The organism is Methanomassiliicoccales archaeon, from assembly GCA_013415865.1.
Taxonomy (GTDB): domain Archaea; phylum Thermoplasmatota; class Thermoplasmata; order Methanomassiliicoccales; family UBA472; genus MVRC01.
This window is the reverse complement of sequence record CP058896.1, coordinates 416,131-438,605: the sequence shown is the minus strand read 5'-3', so window position 1 is coordinate 438,605 and position 22,475 is coordinate 416,131. Positions and strand designations below refer to the sequence as shown.

General features: G+C 53.4%; 27 protein-coding genes, 1 tRNA gene and 1 pseudogene. 19 read left to right on the top strand and 10 right to left on the bottom strand.

Annotated features, from left to right (window positions below):
* Positions 1 to 5: 5 nt before the first annotated feature.
* Complete coding sequence (locus HPY73_02190) at positions 6 to 500, top strand: 3-isopropylmalate dehydratase small subunit (protein ID QLH75617.1); 495 nt, start codon at positions 6 to 8, stop codon at positions 498 to 500.
* Between the two features lie 153 nt (positions 501 to 653).
* Here HPY73_02190 and HPY73_02185 read toward each other — a convergent pair whose 3' ends face one another.
* On the bottom strand, positions 654 to 1,691 hold the full coding sequence (locus HPY73_02185) for a phosphate uptake regulator PhoU (protein QLH74373.1): 1,038 nt from the start codon (positions 1,689 to 1,691) through the stop codon (positions 654 to 656).
* A 584-nt stretch (positions 1,692 to 2,275) separates the two neighbouring features.
* Between HPY73_02185 and HPY73_02180 the strand changes: the two genes are divergently transcribed.
* The 8 genes from HPY73_02180 to HPY73_02145 all read left to right on the top strand — a co-directional run bounded on the left by HPY73_02180 (position 2,276) and on the right by HPY73_02145 (position 8,194).
* Entirely contained in the window at positions 2,276 to 2,935 is a 660-nt protein-coding gene (locus HPY73_02180; GenBank protein QLH75616.1) for a PstS family phosphate ABC transporter substrate-binding protein, read from the top strand.
* A 45-nt stretch (positions 2,936 to 2,980) separates the two neighbouring features.
* Positions 2,981 to 3,889, top strand: coding sequence for a phosphate ABC transporter permease subunit PstC (gene pstC, locus HPY73_02175; protein QLH74372.1), 909 nt, complete (start codon positions 2,981 to 2,983; stop codon positions 3,887 to 3,889).
* 20 nt (positions 3,890 to 3,909) lie between these two features.
* The gene (gene pstA, locus HPY73_02170; protein QLH75615.1) at positions 3,910 to 4,746 is read left to right on the top strand and encodes a phosphate ABC transporter permease PstA; all 837 of its coding nucleotides are present in this window, start codon (positions 3,910 to 3,912) and stop codon (positions 4,744 to 4,746) included.
* The gene (locus HPY73_02165; protein QLH75614.1) at positions 4,722 to 5,531 is read left to right on the top strand and encodes a phosphate ABC transporter ATP-binding protein; all 810 of its coding nucleotides are present in this window, start codon (positions 4,722 to 4,724) and stop codon (positions 5,529 to 5,531) included. Before pstA ends, HPY73_02165 begins: the two co-directional genes overlap by 25 nt.
* Before the next feature lies 1 nt (position 5,532).
* A complete protein-coding gene (gene phoU / locus HPY73_02160) occupies positions 5,533 to 6,261 on the top strand; it encodes a phosphate signaling complex protein PhoU (protein QLH74371.1) in 729 nt (242 codons plus the stop codon).
* Between the two features lie 106 nt (positions 6,262 to 6,367).
* Entirely contained in the window at positions 6,368 to 6,802 is a 435-nt protein-coding gene (locus HPY73_02155; protein QLH75613.1) for a carboxymuconolactone decarboxylase family protein, read from the top strand.
* Positions 6,803 to 6,912: 110 nt separating this feature from the next.
* Positions 6,913 to 7,239 (top strand): hypothetical protein, encoded by a 327-nt coding sequence (locus tag HPY73_02150; protein QLH74370.1) that lies wholly within the window; start codon positions 6,913 to 6,915, stop codon positions 7,237 to 7,239.
* 82 nt (positions 7,240 to 7,321) lie between these two features.
* On the top strand, positions 7,322 to 8,194 hold the full coding sequence (locus HPY73_02145; GenBank protein QLH74369.1) for a sulfurtransferase: 873 nt from the start codon (positions 7,322 to 7,324) through the stop codon (positions 8,192 to 8,194).
* Here HPY73_02145 and HPY73_02140 read toward each other — a convergent pair whose 3' ends face one another.
* Positions 8,195 to 9,397 (bottom strand): isocitrate/isopropylmalate dehydrogenase family protein, encoded by a 1,203-nt coding sequence (locus HPY73_02140; GenBank protein ID QLH74368.1) that lies wholly within the window; start codon positions 9,395 to 9,397, stop codon positions 8,195 to 8,197.
* Between the two features lie 47 nt (positions 9,398 to 9,444).
* Here HPY73_02140 and HPY73_02135 point away from each other — a divergent pair, with 47 nt between their 5' ends.
* The gene (locus HPY73_02135) at positions 9,445 to 10,206 is read left to right on the top strand and encodes a hypothetical protein (protein QLH74367.1); all 762 of its coding nucleotides are present in this window, start codon (positions 9,445 to 9,447) and stop codon (positions 10,204 to 10,206) included.
* A 3-nt stretch (positions 10,207 to 10,209) separates the two neighbouring features.
* Here HPY73_02135 and HPY73_02130 read toward each other — a convergent pair whose 3' ends face one another.
* Entirely contained in the window at positions 10,210 to 10,665 is a 456-nt protein-coding gene (locus HPY73_02130) for a YbhB/YbcL family Raf kinase inhibitor-like protein (protein QLH74366.1), read from the bottom strand.
* A gap of 117 nt (positions 10,666 to 10,782) precedes the next feature.
* On the opposite strand from HPY73_02130, the gene HPY73_02125 reads away from it, so the two are divergent.
* Positions 10,783 to 11,295 carry a nitroreductase family protein gene (locus HPY73_02125; GenBank protein ID QLH75612.1) on the top strand — a complete coding sequence of 171 codons (513 nt, stop codon included), beginning with the start codon at positions 10,783 to 10,785 and terminating at the stop codon, positions 11,293 to 11,295.
* Here HPY73_02125 and HPY73_02120 read toward each other — a convergent pair.
* The gene (locus HPY73_02120; GenBank protein ID QLH74365.1) at positions 11,287 to 12,153 is read right to left on the bottom strand and encodes an SDR family oxidoreductase; all 867 of its coding nucleotides are present in this window, start codon (positions 12,151 to 12,153) and stop codon (positions 11,287 to 11,289) included. The genes HPY73_02125 and HPY73_02120 overlap by 9 nt on opposite strands.
* A gap of 88 nt (positions 12,154 to 12,241) precedes the next feature.
* Positions 12,242 to 12,988: a 2,3-diphosphoglycerate-dependent phosphoglycerate mutase gene (gene gpmA, locus HPY73_02115; protein ID QLH74364.1), complete on the bottom strand. Its 747-nt coding sequence runs from the start codon at positions 12,986 to 12,988 to the stop codon at positions 12,242 to 12,244.
* A 225-nt stretch (positions 12,989 to 13,213) separates the two neighbouring features.
* Between gpmA and HPY73_02110 the strand changes: the two genes are divergently transcribed.
* From HPY73_02110 to HPY73_02100, 3 genes are all read left to right on the top strand, one after another.
* Entirely contained in the window at positions 13,214 to 13,396 is a 183-nt protein-coding gene (locus tag HPY73_02110) for a rubredoxin (protein ID QLH74363.1), read from the top strand.
* A 108-nt stretch (positions 13,397 to 13,504) separates the two neighbouring features.
* Complete coding sequence (locus tag HPY73_02105; GenBank protein ID QLH74362.1) at positions 13,505 to 14,044, top strand: hemerythrin domain-containing protein; 540 nt, start codon at positions 13,505 to 13,507, stop codon at positions 14,042 to 14,044.
* A 56-nt stretch (positions 14,045 to 14,100) separates the two neighbouring features.
* Positions 14,101 to 14,262 (top strand): rubredoxin, encoded by a 162-nt coding sequence (locus HPY73_02100; GenBank protein QLH75611.1) that lies wholly within the window; start codon positions 14,101 to 14,103, stop codon positions 14,260 to 14,262.
* Between the two features lie 4 nt (positions 14,263 to 14,266).
* Here HPY73_02100 and HPY73_02095 read toward each other — a convergent pair.
* From HPY73_02095 to HPY73_02080, 4 genes and pseudogenes are all read right to left on the bottom strand, one after another.
* Positions 14,267 to 16,249: pseudogene (locus HPY73_02095) on the bottom strand (agmatine deiminase family protein).
* Positions 16,250 to 16,312: 63 nt separating this feature from the next.
* Complete coding sequence (locus HPY73_02090) at positions 16,313 to 16,465, bottom strand: hypothetical protein (protein ID QLH74361.1); 153 nt, start codon at positions 16,463 to 16,465, stop codon at positions 16,313 to 16,315.
* Positions 16,432 to 16,683 (bottom strand): hypothetical protein, encoded by a 252-nt coding sequence (locus HPY73_02085; GenBank protein QLH74360.1) that lies wholly within the window; start codon positions 16,681 to 16,683, stop codon positions 16,432 to 16,434. Before HPY73_02085 ends, HPY73_02090 begins: the two co-directional genes overlap by 34 nt.
* A gap of 48 nt (positions 16,684 to 16,731) precedes the next feature.
* Entirely contained in the window at positions 16,732 to 17,436 is a 705-nt protein-coding gene (locus tag HPY73_02080) for a methyltransferase domain-containing protein (protein ID QLH74359.1), read from the bottom strand.
* 121 nt (positions 17,437 to 17,557) lie between these two features.
* Between HPY73_02080 and HPY73_02075 the strand changes: the two genes are divergently transcribed.
* Positions 17,558 to 18,763 (top strand): hypothetical protein, encoded by a 1,206-nt coding sequence (locus tag HPY73_02075; GenBank protein ID QLH74358.1) that lies wholly within the window; start codon positions 17,558 to 17,560, stop codon positions 18,761 to 18,763.
* 40 nt (positions 18,764 to 18,803) lie between these two features.
* Here HPY73_02075 and HPY73_02070 read toward each other — a convergent pair.
* A tRNA-Pro gene (locus tag HPY73_02070) sits at positions 18,804 to 18,881 on the bottom strand.
* 231 nt (positions 18,882 to 19,112) lie between these two features.
* On the opposite strand from HPY73_02070, the gene HPY73_02065 reads away from it, so the two are divergent.
* From HPY73_02065 to HPY73_02050, 4 genes are read left to right on the top strand one after another with little or no spacing between them, the layout of a single operon-like run.
* Complete coding sequence (locus HPY73_02065; GenBank protein ID QLH74357.1) at positions 19,113 to 19,793, top strand: helix-turn-helix domain-containing protein; 681 nt, start codon at positions 19,113 to 19,115, stop codon at positions 19,791 to 19,793.
* A gap of 17 nt (positions 19,794 to 19,810) precedes the next feature.
* Positions 19,811 to 20,869 carry a hydroxymethylglutaryl-CoA synthase gene (locus HPY73_02060; GenBank protein ID QLH74356.1) on the top strand — a complete coding sequence of 353 codons (1,059 nt, stop codon included), beginning with the start codon at positions 19,811 to 19,813 and terminating at the stop codon, positions 20,867 to 20,869.
* On the top strand, positions 20,866 to 22,032 hold the full coding sequence (locus HPY73_02055) for a thiolase domain-containing protein (protein QLH74355.1): 1,167 nt from the start codon (positions 20,866 to 20,868) through the stop codon (positions 22,030 to 22,032). Before HPY73_02060 ends, HPY73_02055 begins: the two co-directional genes overlap by 4 nt.
* The gene (locus tag HPY73_02050; protein QLH75610.1) at positions 22,032 to 22,430 is read left to right on the top strand and encodes a Zn-ribbon domain-containing OB-fold protein; all 399 of its coding nucleotides are present in this window, start codon (positions 22,032 to 22,034) and stop codon (positions 22,428 to 22,430) included. The genes HPY73_02055 and HPY73_02050 overlap by 1 nt, the downstream gene beginning before the upstream one ends.
* Positions 22,431 to 22,475: the final 45 nt, after the last annotated feature.

Below are 22,475 nucleotides of genomic sequence, written 5' to 3'. Positions count from 1 at the left end.
CGAAGATGAACGGTCGAGCGCACAGGTTCGGTGACAATATAAACACAGATTACATCATAAGTGGCAAATACAAGTTCAAAAGCACCGACATGAAGGAGCTGGCCACTCACCTGATGGAGGATATAAGGCCTGGCTTCCATAAGGAGATCTCGAAAGGGAACTTCATCGTCGGAGGACAGAACTTCGGCATGGGGTCGAGCAGGGAGCAGGCGCCATTGGTAATACAGGCGGCGGGCATCAGCGCCGTGCTTGCCAGGTCCTTTGCGCGCATCTTCTTCCGCAATTGCATCAACGTAGGCCTGCCGGTCATTGAATGTGATACCTCCCAGATAGATGAAGGTGACGAGCTGGATGTCGATCTTGAGAGGGGCATAGTGCTTAACAGGACCAAGGGCATAGAGATCAAGGCCGTGCCATTGCCACCTGTCATGGTCAAGATATTGAATGATGGGGGCCTTGCTGAGCACTTCAAGAGATACGGTGGTTTCAACCTGGACTGACCAGTTCAGGTCAGAGACCATCGATCTCAAGCCAGCGGTCCGAATTCGTTGGGGCGGTCCAAAGGCGTAATTTCAGACCACGGCCGATCTTCGATCGCAGTCCCATTTATATCAGAGGCATAGGCCCATGTGCTCATCGGCCCTATGCATGATCTATTGGGGCTCTCTCATCGCGGCATTGATCGCGATCTCGGCGATGTCCATACCGTACATCGTTGTCCTTACAATACTGTCCAGTATCGATGTTTGGATGACTGCAGCCGCAGTATTCCTCGATCCGGTCGAGGCAGACAAAGACTCACAATTAATAACTACCTGTTTCCCTTGGTCGATGGCGTTGTTGGCCTTTTTTATATCCTTTAGAAAAAAAGACCCTATCCCGCTGTCCAATATCCCCAACGCTGCCTTTGACGCCCTTCTCAGGTCTTCAACATTCTCGATCCCGATCCCTTGCTCTTCCGCAGCAAGTATATTTTTCGCGATCTTCTCGGCATGATCGCCTATCCTTTCTATGCCTCGGGCCACCGTCATCAGGTTCATACCTTGGAACACATCAACCCCTATCTTCTCTGACAATCTTCGGTCCATGATGATGAGGTTGTACTGTTTGACGGCCATCCAATAGAGCCTATCCACATCTGCATCACGGTCGCATATATCATGGGCCAGGTCGACATCATACGGACTCAGGCTCTCCATGGCGTCCTTATGCATCGAGCTGACTATCAGATGCATTCTTCTCACGCACTTCTCTTGAGGCAGTTCTACTGGGTCAGAGAGGTCGTGCAAAAGGAGGAAGTTGCTCGTCTCCTCGATCACCTCAGGCCCGATCACCAGTCTTGCAAAATCTTTGACCGCATGCTTGATCTCATGGTCCAGGCGGTCCTTCGACCGCACCTCAATAAGATTGAACCCGGCAAGATATGCCCCGATCAACTTCCTAGTAAGGTGCTCTGACGCCTCATTGCTTTCAACCCAGATCGTCCTTTTCGTTGAGTCCTTCTTCCTTTCCCTTTTCGGGTCTATACTTATCGTCCCATCTGGAAGCACGATCATGGAGACAGGATCTCCAGGCTTGATCCCTTGTTGGTCCACCCAGTCCTTTGGCAAGGACACCGTCATCGTTGATGAACCTGTTTTTTGAACTCTCCTTATCTCCAAGTTCACGGCCTCCCTCTTCAGTAGGATCATTAATTAATGATATTGTATATACAATAATTATTCTCTATATAGATACATATTCAATTTTCTAATATATATTCTACCTACATAATGTATATAGGGATAATTCTAAACTCGACCCACCCGTGAAGAAAGGCTTAGGCCGGTATGTAAGGACCATAAGTGCATCACGATATCTTTCGCTTTCCTCATCGTGCCACAGTATGTTCATGTCCAAACAATCTGGCCATAAGTCCTTGAAGGTGATATAAATGGAAAAGAAGACGATGATCATGGCGGTCACGGCGGTCTTGGTCTTGGTGGCAGCGGGCATCGGTGCCGTGCTGCTGATGGGCAGCGGAGAAGACGACTCACCTGCGCTCAAGATCGTCACCCTAAAGAAGGACAGCAGCTCACCGGCATACTCCCCGTTGGACGCTACTGCGGTCTATAATGGGAGCTATCCTCTGGCCAGGTACCTATATCTATATACGGATGGAACGCCGAACGGAGAGATCTACAAATGGTTAGACTTTATCCTCACGGCAAGCAAGGGCCAATCCTTGGCGGCCGATGCGGGGTTCTACGCCCTCTCGGATGCTGATCTGGCCGCAATGAGGGAGAAGTTGGCCGGCGGTTCTGCTGCAGGTGCCGACAATGCCATCACCCAGATGGGGTCTGACACGATGCACGAGCTCTGTCAGCTCTGGGCATCACATTTCGCCAATGAAACAGGCATATCGGTGACCATAACAGGCGGCGGCTCCGGTCTAGGCATCGCCCAGTTCATACAAGGGAATGTCGATGTGGCACAGGCCTCGAGGCCCATGAAGCAGTCTGAGAAGGATACCGCGATCGCGAACGGGATCAACCCAGTGGAGTTCAAGGTCGCGATCGATGGGATAGCCGTCATCGTGAATGCAGACAACAAGGTCGAGAGCCTGACCATGGAGCAGCTCCGTGGCATCTATAATGGGACCTACACCAACTGGAACCAGGTCGGTGGGGACAACGCCCCTATAGTCCTGTATGGTCGTAACTCTGCCTCGGGCACCTACGACTATTTCAAGGAGGTGGCCCTCCTTAAGGGAGAGTATTCCTCCTCGATGCAGCAGTTCTCGGGCAATTCACAGATAGTTGTCCAGGTGGAGGATAACAAAGGTGGGATAGGATATGTCGGTATAGGCTATGCGAAAGAGGCCGCGGCAGCTGACCTACCTGTAGAGGAGATGGCCGAGACCATCCACGAACAGATCCTCAGGGCCGAGGATTAAACCCATCCTTTATTAACATCCAGTGAAAAAAAGGAGGACAGGACCATGGCTATGAAGGTCAAGGCTGTTGACAAGCTCGGGAAAAGGCTTTTCGAGGGAGGTGTCCAGCTTGTCCTTTTGGCCTGTGCCGTCTTCTCCTTGAGCACACTGGTGCTCGTCTTTTATTTTTTGTTGTCCAATTCATTACCTTTCTTTGAAAAGGTCACCCCCGGCGAGTTCTTGACCGGGGATTACTGGAACCCGTTCTCTGAGAACCCCTCCTATGGGGTCCTTCCCCTCCTCACAGGTACCTTTTTGGTCAGTCTCATCGCTGGCATCATTGCGATACCCATAGGGTTGGGCTGTTCGATCTATATCGCAGAGATCGCACCGCTCAAGGTCAAGAACATATTGAAGCCAGTGATAGAGGTCATCGCAGGCATCCCATCGGTGGTCCTCGGTCTTTTCGCCGTGATCGTCCTAGCGGATTGGGTCCAAAGAATATTCGACCCGTTCTCAAAGCTAAACGCGCTCTTGGCAGGATTGATACTCGCCGTCATGATGATACCGATACAGGTCAGTATCGCCGAGGAGGCCATGAACTCGGTCCCTAGGAGCCTGAGGGAGGCCTCATATGCGCTCGGGGCGACCAAGTGGGAGACGATCAGGCATGTCGTGCTCCCCGCATCGCTCTCTGGACTGATAGCATCGGTCGTCCTCGCTCTGGGAAGGGCGATCGGAGAGACCATGGCCGTCACAATGGCAGCGGGCAATGCGGCCCAAGTCACCTCCAATCCATTATTCCCCGTTCTGACGATGCCGGCATCATTGGCGATAGAGATACCTGAGGCGGTGGTCGGCTCCACACCTTACCAGGCGCTCTTCGCGGTCGGGCTTCTGTTGTTCATGATCACCTTTGCGGTCAATATGATCGCGGACATAATCTTGACCAGGTTCAAGGAGGGATACGATTGAAGCGTCAGGACAAAGAAGAGATGATCTTCATGGTCTTCCGCCTCTGCGCGCTCACCGTTCTCGCTTCGTTAGGTATCATAATTTTGTATATCGTTGTGGAAGGGATGGGCGTGATGAGCTGGGACTTTCTGACCCAGGACCCCATGCCATCCCCGACCGGCTCAATGACCAGAGGAGGGATTTTCTCACCTCTCATAGGGACCTTCTATCTTCTTTTATTGGTGCTCGGTTTCAGCATTCCTGTCGGCATCCTGGGAGCAGTGTTCCTCACAGAATACGTGGGACATCTCAAATGGTCACGGTACCTCTGGGTCATCATTCACAATCTGGCTGGGGTCCCGTCCATAGTCTATGGGCTGTTGGGGGTTGCGCTATTTGTCTGGTACCTGGGCTTTGGTCTGAGCTTGTTGGCCGCTGGTCTCACCCTTGGTATAATGGTGCTCCCGATAATCATGGTCGCGACCAGGGAGGCCTTGGATGCCGTGCCCAGATCTCTAAGGGAGGCATCTGTGGCACTTGGTTGTACCAAATGGCAGACGATCAGACATCATGTCCTTCCCTACTCGGCGAGCGGGATACTCACCGGGACGATACTCTCGCTTTCAAGGGCCGGCGGGGAGACCGCCCCTATACTTGTGACGGGGGTGGCCGCCAACGCAGCCCTTCCATCTAGCGTGATGGAACCGTTCCAGGCGCTTCCATATCACATCTACATCATGGTGACGCAGACCTCGAACATAAAGGAGTCCTATCCGGTCGCCTGGGGTGCCGCGCTGGTCCTGGTTGCCCTGGTCGTGTTCATGAACGCATTCGCTGTCCTGTTGCGGAACAGATACAGGAAGAAGTACAGGTGGTGAGCCAGTTGTCCACTCAGATCGAGATACAGGACCTGAACGTATACTTTGAACAGAACCATGCCCTGAAAAATGTGAACATAAACATAGAGGCCAATGAGATAACGGCCATCATAGGCCCCTCTGGATGCGGTAAATCGACATTCATCAGATGCATCAACAGGATGAACGACCTCATTCCTGGCTGTACGGTCAAGGGCAAGGTGATGGTCGATGGCAAGAACATCTATGACAAGGACATCGACGTCGTCGATGTTAGGAAAAGGATAGGGATGGTGTTCCAAAAACCCAATCCATTCCCGAAATCGATCTATGAGAACATCGCATATGCCCCCCGTCTCCACGGCGTACCAGATGGGAGCAAGAACAGGAAACCGACACGGAAGGAGCTTGATACGATAGTGGAGAACTCGCTCAGAAAGGCCGCCCTATGGGATGAAGTTAAGGACCGTCTGGACAGATCAGCATACAACCTGTCTGGAGGTCAGCAGCAGAGGTTGTGCATCGCAAGGGCATTGGCGATCGAGCCTGAGATCGTATTGTTCGACGAACCATGCTCGGCGCTCGATCCGATCGCCACGGCGAAGATCGAGGACCTGCTCATCCAGATAAAGAAGGACTATACTGTCATGATCGTGACGCACAACATGCAGCAGGCGGCCAGGGTCGCCGACAGGACAGCATACTTCTACCTTGGTGAGCTGGTAGAGTTCGGCGAGACCAAGCAGATCTTCGAGAACCCCAAGGAGAAGCTCACGGAGCAATACATCACAGGGAGGATGGGATGACATGTCATCAAGGATTCAGTTCACTCACGAGCTTGAATTATTGAACAAAGAGGTGGAGGAGATGGGCGAGCTCGCGCGACAGGCCATCGAGAAGGCCGTCAAGCTCATCGTTACAGGCGACAGGGCGCTTGAAGATGAGGTCAGGAGGCTTGACAAGGAGATATACAAATATGACAACCTGATCGAGAAGCACTGTCTTGACCTTATAGCGCTCCACACCCCCGTCGCGGGAGACCTTAGGACGATCTCTACCTGTCTAAAGATCATAGAGGACCTCAACAGGATAGGACGCTACGCCTCTGACATTGCGGAGGTGGCCGATGTTTTCAACGGACAGAAGTTCAAGCGTATGGTGAACATCCCGCACATGGCCTCTCTAGTGGTGGGCATGGTGACCGATGCCATTGACTGCTTCACCACGAGGAACGCTGAGGAGGCTCGGGCCCTCTTCGAAAGGGACGACGAGGTGGACGCCCTCTACGACTCCGTCTTCAGGGAGACGCTCACCTATCTTTTCGAGAACCCTAACAAGATAACGGTCGGGATACACTACATCTTGGTAGCGAGATACCTGGAAAGGATCGCCGATCATTCGTGCAACATAGGCGAGAGGGTGGTGTACATGGTGACCGGTGAGAGATTCGACCCAATGGAAAGGAAGAGAGCGATGAAAGGAAATGGCAGGTCAATGGACGAGTTCGTACCAAGGCACGAGCTGGACGAGAAATGACGTGATGTAATGGAGCAAGGATTCTTCTGCCGTCGATCGGCAATAATCATATAAACCATCTGTACCAATCATCACCCAGAGTGATAACATGGGTAAATGCACGAGAATGGGGGCGGACGAGGCCGTCGAGAAGCTCCACAAGGAGATGGGCGGATTTACACCGAACACTTTGCATGCTATAAAGAAACATCACCCAGAGCTTGCGTCGCTCATACACGACATGGACAGGGTCATAGTGGAGGACGGGGCCCTGGACCGGAAGACAAAGAGGTTGATAGCACTTGCATGCGTAGCCGTGCGGATGTGCGAGGACTGTATTTATCCGCAGGCAAAGGTCGCGAAGAACTATGGTGCCACAAGGGAGGAGATCATCGAGGCCCTCAACATAGCGGTCCTGACCGGCGGAGTACCGACATGGTCGACAGCTAAGAGGGGGATCGCGGAGCTCTTCGAGGAATGGGACGAAGAAGAAGCAGAACAGGCAAAGTACCAGACCAAGGAGCGACCCAAGAAGGGCCAGGCGAAAAGGTCTAAGAAATGACAATGTGTTCTAAAAGGCCAGCAGCTTCTCTGGCCTCGACAATATATTCAATATTTGCATAATATTTATATAGTGGGCTTGTTCTTGCACACCCTACTGGAGTAATCATTTTGGCCAACACTTACAAGGGAAAGCGCAGGGACACGAACTTCCAGCGCAGGGATTTGGAATCTACAAGGGTCCCGATGTTGAATCTCCGCCGTATAGGCGAGTTCAAATATGATATCAGGGAACTGATGAACGGCAAGGAGATGGACCCCGCCATCAAACAGACCATGATCGCCAGCATAATCGCAAAGGCATCAAGACAGTCCATCATCGAGGCGAAGAATTACGTGAAGGCGGCCCAGACCGAGGGCACCGTCACTAAAGAGCTCTCGGACAACATCTGCTATCTCTTAGACCGATACACCAAATATCAGTCTCAGAACGTTTGATCCGACATAGGCAAAGTGCAATGCTGAGCATATAGAACTTTTAATATTGCTTCTGCTCCCATAGATGCCTATAGGTAGTTCTATGTCAGAGCATCCATTCCCAAAAGGCGAGGGCAAGGTCAGGTGGGTATCCACATCCTGGCTCGAAGACCATATTGAAGACGATATCTTGATACTTGATTGCCAGCCTCAGATCCATGATTATATCCTGGAGCATATACCAGGAGCTGTATACGCTGAGGAGGGACATCTGAGGGTCAGCGAATATGGCCGACCAGGTGTCTATGCGCCAGAGGATGCCATAGATGCTATCTTCGGACGTATCGGCATTGAGAAGGGGAGGCCGGTCGTGGTCGCCACAGGTGTTGGCCAGGCCAAGAGATGGGGCGATGGCCTCGAACAGACCCATTGGGCCTATTGCCTGGCAAGGTATGGGCATGACAAGATCTACGTCCTCGATGGGGGCATCGATAAATGGCGTTCCGAGGGACGAAGGCTCACCAAGGAGTTCCCTAAGAAGGACACATCCCAGTTTGTGTCCGAGGTGAACGAGGACTATTACGTTGATATGGAAGAGGTCAAGGAGCTCAAGGACAGGGGAGATGTGGTGTTGCTAGATGCACGGCCTCCTCCGGTCTACGAAGGGCAAGGACCATGGGCCAAGCCGGGGCACATCCCAGGATCTATAAACCTTCCATGGCGCTCTATCATGGAGCCAGGCAACACAAGGAAGTTGAGACCGATCGAAGAGGTGCGCAAGGCCTTTACGTCGGTCGGGGCGACACCAGATAAGCTCATCATATGTTCCTGTGGCACGAGCCGGGAGGCGACCTGCGAGTTCATCGCGCTAAAATGGCTGCTCGATTATCCGAGCGTCCACATCTACGAGGGCGCTTACACGGAATGGAGCAGCTATCCCGAGAACCCGACCGTGGTAGGAAAGGACCCCTATTGATCATACCTTCTGATACGACCTCCAGACGGTCTCGAGATCTTCCCTTAGAAGCGTATCCATTATGTACTTCGCGAACTCGGCACCGGTCGCGCCGTCCGAACGCCCTGTCATCTTTATCTTCCTCTCGAACTGACAGCAGATGTCCAGGGCCATCTCCAATTTCTCTGCCTTGTCGACCTGCCCGATGTGGTTGAGGAGCATCGCCGCAGCTTTTATTATCGAGCTTGGGTCGGCGTATTGGGCCCTCCCCTCCTCGACCATCCTCGGGGCGGAACCATGGATCGCCTCGAACATGGCATATCTTGTGCCGATGTTAGCGCTTCCAGCCGTACCGACGCCCCCCTGTACCTGTGCGGCCTCGTCAGTGAGGATATCACCATAAAGGTTAGGCATGACCATGACCCTGAAGTCCCTTCTCCTGTAAGGGTCGATGAGCTTGGCGGTCATAATATCGATGAACCAATCGTCCCATTTGATCCCCGGGTAATCCTTTGCGACCTTCTCAGCGATGGCCAAGAACTTACCATCGGTCGTCTTGACGACGTTCGCCTTCGTCACCACGCTCACCTTGTCTATTCCATTCTTTTTTGCATGCTCAAAGGCCAGTCTGATGATCCTCTCGCTGCCTTGGCTCGTCGCGACGCAGAAATCGAATGCCAGGTCCTCGGTCACATTCACACCTTTGCTCCCCAGGATATAGGACCCCTCGGTGTTCTCCCTGAAGAAGATCCAATCGATGCCCTCCTCTGGTACCCTCACCGGCCTGACATTCGCGAAGAGGTCCAGCTCACGCCTCATCGCAACGTTCGCGGACTCGATATTGGGCCAGGGGTCGCCTTTCTTAGGGGTGGTGGTAGGTCCCTTGAGGAGGACATGGCATTCCTTGATCTGTTCAAGGACATCGTCTGGGATCGCCTTCATGGCCTTTACGCGGTTCTCGATGGTCAATCCCTCGATGTTCCGGACCTCCACCTTGCCAGATGCGATATCCTCTTTCAAAAGGAATCTGAGGATGTCCTCGGCATGTCTGCATATGTATGGACCTATCCCGTCACCACCTACGACACCGATGACCACCTTGTCGAGCTTGGAATGGTCTAACCAAGGACCCCCCATCTTCATCTTCTCGACCCGTTTCAACTGGTCTTCCACAAGCTTGCCGAAATGTTCCTTGGCCCTCTCGACCACGTCCTTGGCGTCCATACTGTTCCCGACCTCGATAATTTGAGGTTGTATTTTTATTCTATCCGATGACAAGGAATATCAAGCGGTCCGATGAATTAGAAGGGACGATGAGATATTCAATGTACATAGGCAAAGTGATGGGCGTACCATTGCTCATCAACATCTCGCTCATCCTAGCCCTTCCTTTGTACGCCCTGGTGTTCGGCGTCGCGTTCTTCGATGTATCCGGATTCCCGATCGGCCTGGGAAGGTCAACCTATGACCTTTATGGTAAGATGATCTTGGGGGCATTCTTGGCCATCTTCCTTTTCTTTGCCATACTCCTGCACGAGCTGGGACATGTCTGGGCGGCAAAGCATAAGGGCTATCAGGTAACGAGCGTGACACTTTTCTTTGCTGGGGGCGTCTCTGAAATGGACCATACAAAAGATTGGCCCCGCGGCGAGGCAGAGGTCGCGATCACTGGTGCCCTCCTGAGCATTGTCGTGGGCCTCGCCCTGCTCTCTATATATTACCTGGTAAGAGGGGGATTGGCCGGCTGGGCCGAGACGTTTGCGGCCATAGTCCTCAGCGGGTTCGGGCTCCTAAATCTGTTCCTCGGGGTGATGAACGCCCTCCCGATCTTGCCCATGGACGGAGGCCTTGTGCTGAGGGACCTGCTCCGTTACGACCTCGGTCTGGCAAGAGCATCCGAGGTCACAATATTTATCAGCAGGGCGGTGGCCCTCCTGATGGTCGCCGTGGGAATATTCCTCTTGAACTGGGTCATAATATTGGCCGGGGTCGTGCTGCTTCTCACGATCGACCCTAGGCAACTAGGGCGGTAAGGATCATCTCCTTTCGTACGTGGCCATCGTCTCACCTTGTTGGATGGTCCTGCCCCTGATGGCCCTCATGAGGTCTTCTTTCGTGGCCCCAGCTTCAAGGTCGATCTCCGAATCGAGCACGTAGACCTTGAAGTAGTAGCGATGCGGTCCATGACCCCTGGGAGGGAGAGGGCCGTCATATCCTATCTCATCGCCTGAGTTCGTCCCTTGGACGGCCATGAAAGGCCTTTCTATATGAGGTCTTTTCTCTATCGCCTCTGGAACAAGAGGGACCACAGGCATGTTCCATATCACCCAGTGCACCCAGGTGCCAGTGGGACAATCGGGATCGTCAACGACGATCGCCATGCTCCTTCCCTTTGCGCCGTCGATAGATATGGGCGGAGAGATATTCTCGCCCTCACCAGTATATTTGCGGGGGAATCTATCGAACCCGAGAGCGACCTTTACCTTTTCCATATAATCACCGATGAAGATTCGATGTCGTTGAAGATTAACCTTGTCTTCGACGGTCAACGATACCTCATCGACAAGAATTAAGTACGCTCATCGACCAATGTTGCACCGGTGGTTCTGATAGACGTCCTATTTTCAAGAAGGAGCATCCGCAGGTACAAGGACCGGCCCGTGGGAGATGATGACATCCACTATATCCTGAGGGCGGCGATGTCGGCGCCTTCAGCGGGAAATGAGAGGCCCTGGCACTTCATAACGATCAAGGAACGCGCATCGTTGGACAAGATAATGTCATTCCAGCCTTACTCCCAGATGCTGAAGGAGGCCCCCATGGCGATCCTGGTATGCGGAGATGAGAAGCTTGAAAAATACAAGGGGTTCTGGCCTCAGGACTGCTCAGCGGCGATGGAGAACATGCTGCTGGCAGCATGCTCCAGAGGATTGGGGGCGGTATGGTTGGGGATATATCCGGTGGAGGACAGGATAAGACCGATGAGGGAGCACATGGGACTTCCTGAGCACGTGGTGCCTTTTGCGCTGATGGCACTGGGACATCCGAATGAAGAGAAGCCCACAAACAACAGATATGACCCTTCCAGGGTCCATAGCGAGAGATGGAGAGGTTCATCTTAGTATCTCGACGTTCTCTTTTATGAACGACTCGATCCTTCTGGGCCTCCTCCCTATCAGTCTCTCAATATCGTTCGTCACCGTGGAGGCCAGCCCCCTCCTCTCCACCTCATACATCTCCATGAAGCCATCGGCGAACCAGGAGCCATAACCTTCATCGATGAGGAACGTCCTTGCCTTGGCCTCGTCGATGTCCTCATATCGTACAGGTTTGCCGAGGACATGGGACATCCGTTCTGCGACCTCCTTATTCGACAATGCCTCGGGCCCTGTGAACGTGTACGTCTTTCCCTCGTGCCAATTGCCATCGATGATGAGGCTCGCAGCCTCCGCCACATCATAGGCATCAACGAAGCTCGTCCTGCCTTCACCGCATGGTTTTGCGATCACCCCCTCTTCTTTGATCCCCCTCCCATTGAACTTAAGGAACCCCTGCATGAGCTGGTTGAGACGAACAAAGGTGTGGTCCATCATAGACCTCCTGACTATCTCATCGCATTCCCGATGCTTCTTCCAGAACTCATAAAGGAGGTCGACGCCACAATCGATCAAGGATTGCCTGACGATCTTCCTTACACCTTCTGACTCCGCGATCTTAACAACGGTCCTGGTGATATCTGCCATGTCCTTGACTAGAGGAGTGATGAGATAGACCTTGTCGACCTCCTTCATGGCCAGTCTCACATCTTCTTCATCGCGGAGGTCGCCGACAAAGATCTCCACTCCGGCATCCTCAAGGCCTTCTGCCTTTCTCATATCATACACCATCGCCTTGACCCTCGTTCCCCTTCCCACCAAGAACTTGACAAGGTACTTGCCAACTGGGCTGGTCGCCCCGGTCACAAGAACAGGGTTTTTCATCCGCACACCCTCCGAAATATAATCTTATCTGAGAGGTAGAATATATTTTCGAATCAGAAGGTCCCCTGCTAGGTCGAGAGAGGTCCGCTCACTTCGACCTTCCCTGTCTCGCGACGGCATCAATGGCCTTCGCCAGCTCTTCGGGGTCCCCCAGGTAATAATGTCTGACAGGCCTCAGGTCGTCATCAAGCTCATAGACAAGGGGCACGCCTGTGGGTATGTTCAGATCGACTATCTCGTCATCAGGAATATTGTCGAGGTACTTCATCAACGCCCTCAGACTGTTGCCATGGGCAGCGACGATGACGCTGCTACCTTTCTTCAGTTCTGGGACTATTGCTGTTTCCCAATAGGGGACGACCCTTTCTACAGTGTCCTTCAGGCATTCGGTGAGGGGGATCTGCTCGATGCTCAGACCTTTATACCTCCTGTCCCTTCCTGAATACCTCTCGTCATCGACGGTCAACGGCGGTGGCCGTACATCATAGCTCCTCCTCCAAATCAGGACCTGCTTCTCGCCGAACTTCTGGGCCATTTCGGCCTTGTTGAGCCCCTGGAGGGCGCCATAATGCCTTTCGTTCAATCGCCAGGAGTTATTGATAGGAATATACATCAGGTCCATCTCGTCAAGGACGATCCATAATGTCCTGATCGCCCTTGTCAGCACCGATGTGAAGGCCACGTCGAAAGTGAAACCGTTCTCTATGAGCAGCTTCGCGGCGTTCACCGCTTCAGATCTGCCCTTCTCAGAGAGGTCCACATCCGTCCATCCGGTGAACCTGTTCTCCTTGTTCCATTCGCTCTCTCCATGCCTGAGAAGGACGATCTTGATCATCAATGCCCCCTGGGAGAGGGAAAGCGGCAGGGAATAATAAGCGTTGCCGAAGAGTATTTTGGTCCTTTAATTTACAATATTTATAATTTGTGCTCCAAGGACGCATGTTCGGGCAGACCGCTCGACCCTTCGTTTCTGGGTCGTAAGCCCCCATCCCTTTCTATGTTCATCCCACCAAAAGCCTCATAACCACAATACTCACAATCCAGGAACAGGAGATTATCCATGGTCGATATGGAGAAGTATGTATGCCCTATCTGCGGATATATTTATGACCCTGAGAAAGGGGACCCGGACAGCGGGATCAGCCCAGGTACATCGTTCGAGGATATTCCAGACGATTGGCATTGCCCATATTGCGGTGCGACAAAGAACAGCATGGTCTCCTTCGCATCTGTTCATGCCTGATAGCAAGGTCTCCATCAACTAATAATTGTCAGATGCTATGGGCCTATGGCATTTCATTGGGGATTACCATTACATGCTCGTAGGTCAAATTAACTATGGGAATGACATATGATGCCGACCGGACCATTGATGATAGAGCATCGATTAATAGAGAAGATGGTGGCAAGGATAGTCCAAGAAGGAAAAAGGATCGAGGGAGGGGGTCATGTGGACCATGATTTCTTGCTGGATGCGGTCGATTTCATGAGGAACTATGCCGACAGATGCCATCACGGCAAGGAGGAGGACATCCTATTCCTTGACCTAAGGAAAAAACATATGTCCATGGAATTGGAGGCGTCGCTCGACCAGCTGATCAAAGACCACATAAGGGCCAGAGATCTGGTCAGGTCGATCGAAGAGGGCAGTTCCAAAATGGTCCTTGGGGACGCATCAGCAAAGGAACAGATAGTCAATGCCATTGCTGAGATGGGCGCGCTTTACCCAAGGCACATCGAAGAGGAGGACAAAAGGTTCTTCATAAGGGCGATGGAGCTGTTCTCCAGGGAAGAGAAGGATGCGATGATCGCCGAGTTCCATGAGTTCGACAGGATGCTAATACATGAGAGATACCGCAGGGTCTATGAGAGGTGGACATCGAAGATGTGATCTCGCGCAGAAAGGATTAATCATGGTGATGCCCATCGAGGAAGGATAACATGGCCATGGAGAAATGGGAATGCTCTGTTTGTGGATATGTGTACGACCCTATGAAGGGCGACCCTGAGAGCGGGGTCCCGCCAGGGACGTCCTTTGAGGACCTACCAGATGACTGGGTCTGCCCTATTTGCGGGGCGATGAAGTCGCAGTTCGAGATGGTGAGGTGATGATCTAGTTGAGAGGTGAAGGGTCCTGCTGTGTCACACAATGGAACCCTCCATAGCCGTATACCAGGTCCCTTGCCTCAATAGGAACGATCTCTCGACCGTTAAAGCACGACCTTAGGACCTCCAGCGCCTCACGGTCATTCTCATCATCGAACACCGGTAGCAGCACGACCTTGTTACCAATGTAGAAGTTTGCGTAGCTTGCAGGAAGGAACCTATCTTCCTCTGCGATCTGGACAGGTGACGGCATCGGGAGCTTTATGACCTCCAATGCTCTTCCATCCTGGTCCGTGGCATTCCGTAGGATGTTCAAGTTCGTCTCGAGCACGGAGCGGTTCTCTCCCGCATTGCTTGTCGAATGGGCGCACAGGACCGCCCTTTCGGACACGAACCGTGCAAAATCATCTACGTGCCCATCGGTGTCATCCCCATCTATCCCCGACTTCAACCAAATGATCTTTGAGACATCAAGATAGTCCTCAAGGACCCCCTCGATCTCCCCTTTTGACAGCTCAGGATTCCTGTTCTTGTTCAGGAGGCATTGCTCGGTGGTCATCACGGTCCCGCTCCCATTGACATCGATGGACCCCCCTTCCAGGACCACGTTCGGTCTGAAGGAGCGCAGACCCGCCCATCGGACGATCTCCTCCCCCGCCAGATCATCGTACAGCAGGTCATCATACTTGCCTCCCCAGGCATTGAACCTCCACTTGACGGTACCCTTGAGCCCCCCCTTCCTCGATAGAACGTATGTCGGCCCATAATCCCGTACCCAGACATCTGCCGTCCTTATCTTTATGAACATGACATTGGAAAGGTCGGCACCTGTCTTCGAAATGCAGCGTTCAGCTCTGGCCTCCATCTCGTCATTATCGACCAGGACCCTGACGGTCTCTCCCCCGCTCAGGGCCGACACCATCTTGGCAAAAATGTCCTCGACGCTCTCAAGCTTCTCGCCAGGGAATGTCAGGGGGTTCTTAGGCCAAGACATCCAGGTGGCATCATGCTTTGCCCATTCTGCAGGCATGAAGTACCCAGCCTCCTTAGGCGTCATCCTCGCGATCATCTTGACGGGCTCACAGTTGCAGATCTCCTTCCTAGGCATCTAGAGCACCTTCTCAACAAGCTTGGAGTAGCATTCAGGCCTTCGGTTCGCGAAGAACCTCCAGCCACGTCTTATCTCGGCCCCATGTTCCAGGTCCACCTCTTGGACCATCACGGTCTCACCCTTCCCAGCCCTCTTGAGGGTCTTTCCAAAGGCATCGATGACGAAGGAGCCCCCCCAAAATTCCATCTTGTCCTCTCTCCCACATCTGTTGACACCGGCCACCACCACGTTGTTGGCTATGGCATGCCCCCTCATGACGTTCTCCCAGGCCTTCTGCCAATCGCCCTCGCTCTGCTCTATCCCATCGACAAGCCCGATAGCGGTAGGGTAGAAGATGACCTCCGCTCCCTCAAGGGCACAGACCCTGGCGGCCTCCGGGAACCATTGGTCATAGCAGATCAGCACCGAGACCCTGCCGTATCTCGTATTGAAGACCTTAAATCCTGTATCTCCAGGTGCAAAATAATCCTGTTCGTAGAAGTTCTCGTCATGCGGTATGTGGGTCTTGCGGTATGTCCCCAAGACCTCCCCATCCGCGTCTATGACCACGGACGTGTTGAAGAACTTTCCATCCGCCCTTTCATAGATCGACCCTCCGACGACCACCACCCCCTCATCGCATGCTACCTTGCACAAGGCATCTGTGGTCCTGCCAGGGATCCTTTCGAGAAAAGCGCCTTTTTCCTCCTCAGATAATCCACCCCCCTCATATTGTGCAAAATACCTGGTCGTGAAGAGCTCTGGCAGGCAAACGATGTCCGCGCCTTTACGCGACGCCTCTTTTATATGCATGACAGCCTTCTGGATGTTCTTCTCAATGCCAACCTCCATCTTCATCTGGACAAGTCCGAGCTTGATCCTGCTACGATCCGCGGTCATCTCTGTCGAAATGTCGATGTAGTAACCATATTTTAACCCGTCGCCCCGCTCCAGATCTCCATTTCATTCGAACTCTTTGAAATCTTGCATCGTTAATTCGTGATCGACCTGGTCATTGAACACCTCCAACCTTTTTCCAAGGAGCAACGCCAGATCGACATACGCGTTCGCCCGGGCAGTGATCATGTTGCCATCCTCGATAACGTCATCGTCCACGGACGTCCCACCTGGAAAAGAATGATGAAGGCATGTATCGTGTCTGGATGAACGTCCTCCAGCAACATATGTGGCCTGAGCATCAGACCTTCCATGCTGGTGAAGGTCTGGTCCTCAAAACCGACCGTGATGACCTCATGCCTCTGCCTTATGACATGAGAGGATAGGGCGACCTCGAGGACCGCGCAGGTATCACAGACAATCATCGCAACGCGCACGCTCACATTACATTTGATGTCATAGATTAATCATGCGAAGGCCCCATCTTACCGTCTGGCCCAGACCACTGCCGTCATGTGGTCCTTCCATATGACATCGACCTTTGAGAAACCGACCTCGGAAAGCCATCTTAGCTCATCAATGAGGTAAGGCAGAGAATCCTCCCTTCTGAACCTTTCTAGGACCTCCTCTATCTCCTCAGGCCCGAGGCCCTTTCCCATGAACTCCCTCCACCGTCTCATGTAAAGCTCTTCGATCTCTTCATCCGACGATAGGACCGCGTCGGCATTGACGAACACACCACCATCCCTCAGCCCTTCACAGATCTTGCGATAGAATCCCCTCTTATCGTCATCGGTGATCAGGTGATGCAGTGCCAAGGAAGATGCGATGACATCGTTCCCAGCCGGGATCTCCAAATGATAGAAGTCCTTTTGAAGGAACTTGACAAGAGGGTCATCTTTGAACCTTTCTTTGGCCACATCGAGCATCTCGGCGGTCATATCGACGCAAGTGATGCGGCCCCGTGGAAATCTCTTCCTCAACCTTGCCGCCAAAGAACCCGTGCCCGTGCCCAAATCAATGATGGTCAGCTCCAGGTCTTCATCGAAAGGTATCGAACCTACCGCGGCGTCAAGCATCTCATCATAATTCGGAACGATCCTCACTATGTCCTCCTCGTAGGAGATGGCCCTCTTTGAAAAAGCGTTCATTATCTGAGGCATCTTTTTGTCCGGATCAGCATCGGGCATTATCTCGGATGACCATTGCCTACCGCCTATGAATCCTTTACTGGGGCAGATTATATATCACCGTCAAATATCTGGATGACCGTTCGGTCCATTATATCGTGGACCAGGCGCGGGGCCTATCATGACGGATGAGCTGGCAAAAAAGAGGTGGCCGGGGTACTGGCCATGGCTAGAGAGAACGATCGCCAGGCCTACATCTGAAAAGCTGATGATCCTTGTGCTGATCGGTCTTGTGCTTTACACAGCACTGATCCTGCTTGACAACCTTGTCCTCAGACCTTATCTTGGCGATGTGATAGGTTACCCTGAGGACCTGGCCACCTACCGGGAAAGGGCTGAATGGATCCTCAGTGGGAAAATACCATACAAGGATTTTCATTCGGAGTCGCCTCCGCTGATAATGTACCTCTTCACGATCCCCCAGGCGCTCGGTGGTGACATCTGGGTCTATCAGGCCTATTTCTGTACCTTCAGCATCATGACCGTGTGCGTGGTGTATCTCGGCCTTCGTAGCTTCAATGACCGTCTTGCCTTTCTCACCGGTCTCCTGTATCTTTTCCTTCCATTTGGCATGATCGAGATACCATTGGGGGCGCAGGATGAGGCCATAACGGTCCTTTTTTTCCTGTTGCCCATCATATTTATGATGAACGGTAGGGTCCTGCCCACGGCCATCTCCGCAGTATTGGGCGCCCTGACCAAGCTATTTAACATGCTGGTCTTCCCCTGGATGTTGATTGGGCCGAACACAAGGAAGGAACGCTCAAGGTTACTTTTTTATTTCATCCTCATTGTCGTGGTCAGCCTTCTCCCGTTCCTCTTGCTCGCCCCAGAGGATTTTCTTCGATTCCCAAGGTACTACCTCCTTGGGAACCCTGACTATCCGACGGGCGGATCAAGCATCAGCCCATGGCATTTCATCAGACAGGCGGGGATCGAGCTGCCAGGATGGGCCGGGCTTGGGATGACCCTGGGAGCGATATCTGTCTCCACATATCTCAGTTGGAAATGGAGGCTGACATTATGGGAAGGGGCGCTGTTCGTGATGGTGGCCTTCTTCCTGTTCTACCCCAAGATACTGTTCGTTTACTTCCTCATGCCCGTGTCACTGATGATGGTATGGGCCGTCGAGGACAGGAGGGTCATGTGGAGGATCTTGGCGATGGCATTCCCCCTCTTCCTTTCGGTATGCGTGTCAGGCAATGGAATGGACCCAATGTTCGCCGGGGCATGGGCATTGAGCCTGGTCCTGTCGTTGATAGGATGGACCTTGTTCTTCCAGGCATGGCTGTTGACCAGGACCAGGACGGCCTTTGTTGACAGGTAAAATCGATGCTGAGCATTTTGATCAAAGGACTGATAAGGCATGGTGGGACTGTCCAGATTTGAACTGGAGTCAAATGGTCCCGAACCATCTAGGATGGACCAAGCTACCCCACAGTCCCAAATGGTAGCAGGGAGGGCTTAACGGGGAACTGTATTAAAAAACTATCTTCTTACGACGTTTGCCATCAATGATGTTAGATTTGAATTCTGCATCTTGAGGCTCATGATAAGCTGTTAAATAGCATGAACGACAGCCATGATGCCAAGCATGCCCTCCATTTTCATCTTTACGGAATCTGTCGATAGTCATCTTCGACAAATTTATATAAAGACACTATTTAACAGGCCACATGCGCGAACAGCTGAGGGAGAAGATCGCTGGCGAGATAGTCCTGTCAGCAGAGGCCGGCAGGACCATACGCAAATGGCGAGAGGAGTTCGGGGTCTCGCAACAGGACCTTGCAAAGCATCTTGGAGTATCGCCCTCGGTGATCAGCGACTATGAGTCAGGAAGAAGGAGGTCACCAGGCATCCTCATCATCCGTCGGATCGTCGATGGTCTGCTCGACATTGACGAGAGCAGAGGTGGAAAGGTCCTTAAAAGATATGACCTCGGTGAGAAACATGATTGCATCATCTCCATCAAGGAGTTCAATTCGAGCATGAAGGCATCAGAGTTCGTCGAGATCATCGAGGCGGAGCCATTGACCAAAGGGGTGAGCCTGGAAAGGGACATACATGGCTTCACGATCATAGACTCGATGAAGGCGATAATGTCCCTCAGTTCCATGGACTATTTGAAGATATATGGGTGGAGCAGCGAGCGCGCATTGATATTCACAGGGGTGAAGTTCGGCAGGTCCCCGATGATAGCGATAAGGGCACATCCATTGAAGCCGGCCCTGGTCGTCTATCAGAGGCCCGAGCACGTCGATGACCTTGCGATCAGGCTCGCGACGCTCGAGAACCTACCACTGGTGAAGACCAACCTTCATACGCAGGCGCTCGTGGAGCGCCTCGAACGCATCTGAGATGGGAGTGTTTTGAGATGGATGTCGGAATAGTAAGCTACGGCGCCTATGTGCCGCGCTTCAGGATAACTCCTGCAGAGATAGGCAGGGTCTGGGGTACAGACGGCGAGGCGATGGGCAAGGGATTGATGATAAGCAGCAAGTCCGTGCCAGCGCCCGATGAGGACGTTATCACCATAGCGGTCGAGGCGGCCCGCAGCATGATGAGGCGGTGTGATGTCAGTCCAAAGGACATTGGTGCACTATATGTAGGCTCTGAGTCACACCCATATGCGGTCAAGCCATCGGGAACGATAGTTGCCGAGGCCATCGACGCCTCCCCGCACATGACCGTCGCCGACCTCGAGTTCGCATGTAAGGCAGGAACGGCGGGCATACAGATGTGCATGGGATTTGTTGGCTCGAACATGATCAGGTACGGGGTCGCCATCGGGGCCGACACATCCCAAGGGGCCCCCGGAGACCCTTTGGAGTTCTCAGCATCGGCAGGAGGCGCAGCATACCTCATCGGCCGTGAGAATCTCATCGCCAGGTTCAACGGGACCTATTCGTTCACGACCGACACTCCAGACTTTTGGCGCAGAGAGGGGCAGCCCTACCCCTCCCACGGAGGCAGATTCACAGGCGAGCCCGCATACTTCAAACATGTGACCTCTTGTGCGAAGGGACTGTTGGAACGGATGGGCACAAGACCTTCGGACTATACCTATGCGGTGTTCCACCAGCCGAATGGCAAATTCCCTACGAGGGTCGCAAAGATGCTGGGCTTTGATGACAGGCAGATCGAACATGGATTGTTGACCCCTAAGATCGGCAACACTTACAGCGGGGCCGTTCCATTGGGACTTGCATCGATACTTGACCATGCCTCGCCAGGTGACAGGATATTCGCTATCGCCTACGGGTCTGGCGCCGGAAGTGATGGGTTCGACATCACCGTCACAGACGGGATGAGGACGTTCAGGAAGGATGCCGCCCCGACGGTCGAGCAGATGTTGGAGAGGACGAAGTTCATCGATTATGCCACGTATGCCAAATATCGGGGCAAGATACGTTTGAAGGAGGCAGGGGAATGAGGGAGGTCGCTATCGTCGGGATCGGCATGACGAAGTTCGGCGAGCTCTGGGACATGTCCTTCAGGGAGATGGGCATCCAGGCCGGGCTGATGGCCATGCAGGACGCCAAGATCTCTGCCGAGGAGATCGACGCTTTGTATGTCGGCAACATGTCCGCAGGCCGTTATATCGAGCAGGAGCATGTCGCGGCGCTGATGGCGGACTACTCCGGTCTGGCAAGGGACCATATCCCGGCCATAAGGATCGAGGCCGCCGGTGCCTCGGGAGGGCTTGCCCTCAGACAGGCATATCTCGCCATTGCCTCCGGCATGCACGATGCCGTCGTGGTCGGGGGGGCTGAGAAGATGACGGACGTGGGGGACGCCATATCAAACAAGATACAGTCATCGGCGTCGGACCAGCAGTGGGAGAGCGTGTTCGGCGCGACCTCCCCTTCGCTCCATGCCATGATCGCCAGGAGGCACATGCATGAGTATGGCACCACAAGAGAGCAGCTCGCGGAGGTCGCGGTGAAGAACCATAGGCATGGGGCCCTCAACCCCTTCGCGCAGTTCCAAAAGGAGATCGACATCAAGACGGTCCTGAGGGCCGGAATGGTCGCTGAGCCGTTGGGGATGTTCGATTGCGCCCCCAACTCCGATGGTGCGGCCGCGCTCGTGCTGTGCTCGATGGAGAGGGCGAAAAAATACACGGATTCCCCGGTGAGGATATTGGCATCGGCCCAGGCCTCTGATACGCTGGCCCTCCATAGCCGGGCCGACATATGCACCTTTGAGGCGACAAGGTATGCGGCCCAGCGCGCCTATCGCCAGGCCGGCATCTCACCGAAGGATGTCCAGGTCGCAGAGGTGCATGACAACTTCACGATATCAGAGATATTGGCCATCGAGGACCTAGGGTTCTTCGAGAAAGGCCAAGGTGGAAGAGCTACCGCCGATGGCCAGACCAGCATCGGGGGAAAGGTCGCCGTGAACACCTCCGGAGGCCTAAAGGCCCGCGGTGACCCGATAGGGGCCACGGGCATCGCCCAACTGGTCGAGATAGTGCAACAATTGAGGGGCGAGGCCGGGAAGAGGCAGGTCTCAGGCGCTAGTTGTGCGCTGGCGCATAACGTCGGAGGCACCGGTTCCACGGCCGTCGTTCATATATTGGGGGTGAAATGATGACCATAGCAAGGTTCTGGAGGGACAACGCCACAAGGTACAATCTCGTGGCGACGAGATGCGGCAATTGCGGAAAGGTCACATTTCCGCCGAGGCATGTCTGCCCGGTCTGCCATAGAAGGTCGATCGGCAAGATGCAGAGGTTCCACCTTTCCGGGGAAGGAGAGGTCTATTCCTTCAGCGTCGTGCACGAGGCGCCATCGGCCTTTGAGATGCAGAAGCCTTACATCGTGGCCATGATCAGGATGTCAGAAGGGGTGATGTTGACCGCTCAGCTGATCGATTGCGAGCCCTCCGAGGTCACCATAGGGATGAAGGTCAGGGCCAAGCTCCGTAAGATCGGAGAGGAAGGTCCCGGCGGTGTGATCCACTATGGCTATAAGTTCGCGCCGGCATGACCCTCCCCTTTCATCCGCTGGTATGGTGATCGGGGGCCGTCTGCA